The organism is Paraglaciecola sp., assembly GCF_030730205.1.
Lineage (GTDB): Bacteria > Pseudomonadota > Gammaproteobacteria > Enterobacterales > Alteromonadaceae > Paraglaciecola.
This window is the reverse complement of the sequence record NZ_JANQVQ010000067.1, coordinates 1290-4768: the sequence shown is the minus strand read 5'-3', so window position 1 is coordinate 4768 and position 3479 is coordinate 1290. Positions and strand designations below refer to the sequence as shown.

Annotated in this window: 2 protein-coding genes; both read right to left on the bottom strand. The window is 43.0% G+C overall.

What is annotated here, in order from left to right; genetic code table 11:
* A partial coding sequence (locus tag NWQ57_RS05860; protein ID WP_306021202.1) for a RagB/SusD family nutrient uptake outer membrane protein occupies positions 1-1658 on the bottom strand: 1658 nt, incomplete at its 3' end.
* A 54-nt stretch (positions 1659-1712) separates the two neighbouring features.
* On the bottom strand, positions 1713-3479 hold a 1767-nt coding region (locus NWQ57_RS05855), incomplete at its 5' end, for a SusC/RagA family TonB-linked outer membrane protein (RefSeq protein ID WP_306021201.1).

Below are 3479 nucleotides of genomic sequence, written 5' to 3'. Positions count from 1 at the left end.
GGTATAGGTAAATACTCATGTTTACCCTTAGTAAATGCCGCTTCTTCAAGATAAGGCTTTCTAGTGCGCTCAACGTCGAAATAAGCCTCTAAGGTTTCTTTAGCCACACCCCAGCGCACTAGGTCAAAGAAGCGATGTCCTTCTAAGCCTAACTCTAAACGACGTTCCCAACGTAAAGCGTTAAAGGCCTCTTCTTTATTGGCAAAACTGCTATAGGGTTTAATGTTATAGATACTGGCATTATTCAACATACCTGTACTATTAGCTGCACGGGTGCGAAGACGATTGATAATTGGCAATGCTTCTTCATAACGGTCTAGTTGAATCAATGCTTCTGCTTTGAATAACAGCACATCTGCATAGCGAACTAACACTGTATTCATCGAAAATATTGGGAAAGGACCATTTTCGCCACGACAGTCACAATCGGGATGCTCCAACTCCTTCATGCTGTTAAAACTGCCATAAATACCAGGTGCGCGAGCCCAAGAATCTCCCCCATGAATTAAGGTGGGATCATATTTAAAGGGCTTACCTTCCATGGCAACAGTATGATCCAAGCGAGGGTCAACCTGGTCCGACAGCATGTTGTAATTAGCGTCGTTATAAGTCACAAATAAGGGCAAACCATTGTTACTCGTTTTAAAAGCGTTTACGAAATTATCTGTCGGCACATGAAAGCCACAGCAGCCGAACCCACCGGCCTGCGGAGCATTCAGCGCCGTAGGCCATGAACCACGACCGTCAGGGGAGCCATCGTTGAGTGAACGCTGAATAGCAAATACAGATTCTTTGCTATTGTCAAAAGCAGCTTGGAAATTGTTACCGAAATCGTCAAGTAAACCGTAGACACCAGATGCTTCGATTTCACTAACCAGTGAAACTACTTCATTCAATTTATCACTATCAATCGACACTACCTCGTGAGTATCATTTTGCACATAGGCTTGATATAGCAGTGTTTTAGCCAGATAAGCCTTGGCAGACAAGGCTGAAGCACGACCTACGTCTTGTTGGACATCAGGCAAATTTTGTGAGGCAAAGCGAAAATCATCAGCAATTTTATTCCACAATTGTTGATCAGTGAGATCAACGTTAGTCGTTGCTAATATTTCTTCTTGCGTCATATTTTCATCTATCCAGGGGATATGTTTATGATGAATTTTTAAGTCGAAGTAAAAAATTGAACGTATAAATCTTAGTTCTGCTTGCTTCTCTGCTGCATTAGGAATAGCTGATGCACCCGCTTTAGCAATAACCTGCAATCCTGCGTTCGCACGAGATATACCAGTGTAATTTCGTGTCCATTTTTTATCGTTTAAATCGATTAAATCTGGTGGAAAAGATTCCATATCAGGCACCAAGGGTGCAAACATAGATAGGGCATGGTAAGCAAAAATATCACTTGGACCATTCCCGCCTTTATGGGCATCACCAGCTCGTAGGTTTCCTGTTGGCCACAAAAACATCGGAGAGGTGTAATGGTCATTGCCCAAGTAAGAATAAGCGGCAATGACCAAGCCGTCGATATTCTCAGCACTGGTTACTTGATCTTCGGTTAATACTGCTTTGGGTGGAACATCAAGGTCGCCGCCTCCGCACGATAAAACCGACATCGCGAGTAAACTACTTGCAAATAATTGATACATTTTTTTCATGATTTTTCTCTGATTTTTCATCGTTAATCTGTCTATGCTAAGGGATAAAGTCACTTAGAAACTCACATCTATGCCGATAGTGATTCGTCGAGGGACCGGAAAGACTTCGTTCGGTGCCTCAGGGTCTTGACTTAAGGTTCCGTCAGGTGTGATGGTCAGTAAATTGGAACCTTGAAGATAAATACGAGCGTCCAGAATGCCGTAGTCGTTTAAAAGTTTGTCTTCGAATCGGTAACCCACAGACAAATTACGTAGCTTTAAATAACTGCCATCTTCCCAAAAGAAACTCGACTGTCGCCCTTCACCATTGTTATCTACCAAGGTGAGTGCCGGCACCGTTGAGTCACTATTTTCAGGCGACCACGCATCCAACACACGCGAACCGTAATTCGAACCAATATTTAACGAGGTAAAATCAGTAAACAGACGCCAGTTATTTCTTACAGAGCCTCCTTTAACGCCCTGCCAAAACATATTGAAGTCCCACTGTTTATAATTGAGAGTGAAATTGAAACCGTAGATAAAATCAGGATCGGGATTAACAAAAAAGTCCTGATCATTTTCATCAATGACGCCGTTTTTATCCAGATCTGCCCATCGAATGCGTCCCAGCCCTGCTCCTGCCTGAGTGGCGTGCTCGTCTATTTCTTGCTGACTCTGAAACAGTCCATCAGCGACATAACCATAAACAGAATTGATAGAGTGACCGAGAATAGTTTTATCTTGTCCGTTTCCGCCAAATGAATTCACTACATCTTCAGGTAAAGCAATAACCTCGTTGTCTGCTTTAGAAATGTTGAAACTAACATCGACCTTCAATTCATCGTCCAAGAAATCAAAATCCAAATAGTCTTCATAGCCGATGATGAATTCGAAACCATTATTTTCTATCGTCCCGCCGTTAACCCATTTCTGCGCCCCTTCTCCTAGTGTCGCAATGGGTTGGGTTAAGGTAAGTATGTCTTTGGTTTCTTTATTGAAATAATCCACGCTACCATAAACCGTGGTGCTAAAAAGTTGGAAATCTACACCCACATTGCTCTGAGTCGAGGTCTCCCACTTTAAATCTGGGTTACCGGTCTGCGCTCTTACAAAACCAGACGGTAACGTCCCCCCATTGGCTCCAGTAATGTCGTAAGCGGTACCTTCATCTTGTGCATTGGTGAACAGTGATTGAGTAGCGTATCGGGTTTGATAAGTCGTGTTTGTGGCATTGGTTGGAATTTCCTGATTACCTGTCTCACCATAACTTGCGCGCAGTTTAAGGGTGGAAATAAATTCGACATCAAAGAAATCTTCATTGCTAATCACCCAACCGGCTGAGACAGCGGGAAAATTACCATATTGGTTGTTTTCACCAAACTTAGATGAACCGTCCCGGCGCAGAGTCAACCCAGCCAGATAACGTTTGTCATAACTGTAGTCGATCCGACCAAATATCGAATCGAGAGTCCATTCATCACCAAAACCTTCAACCCTTACATCATCAGTTGCTTGAGACAAAAACGCGAAGTCGCGGTCATCTGATGCAAAGCCAGACCCGATACCCCGTGATAGTTCGGTTTTAAAATCAATCTGCTCAACACCTGCTAAGAAGGTAAACTTGTGTTTATCATCTAACAACAATTTGTATTCAGCCGTAGTGGCTAATACGATGCTGCGATTCCAATTGTTTTCAACCGTAAGGTTGTCGCCAAAATTTAGCGTACCTGCCTGATAGGCACGTTGAAAATTTCTGAAATTGAACTGGCCATAGTCAATGCCCACACTACTGCGTAGTTTAAGGTCTTTTATAGGCGAATATTCCAGAAAAAAGCTCGC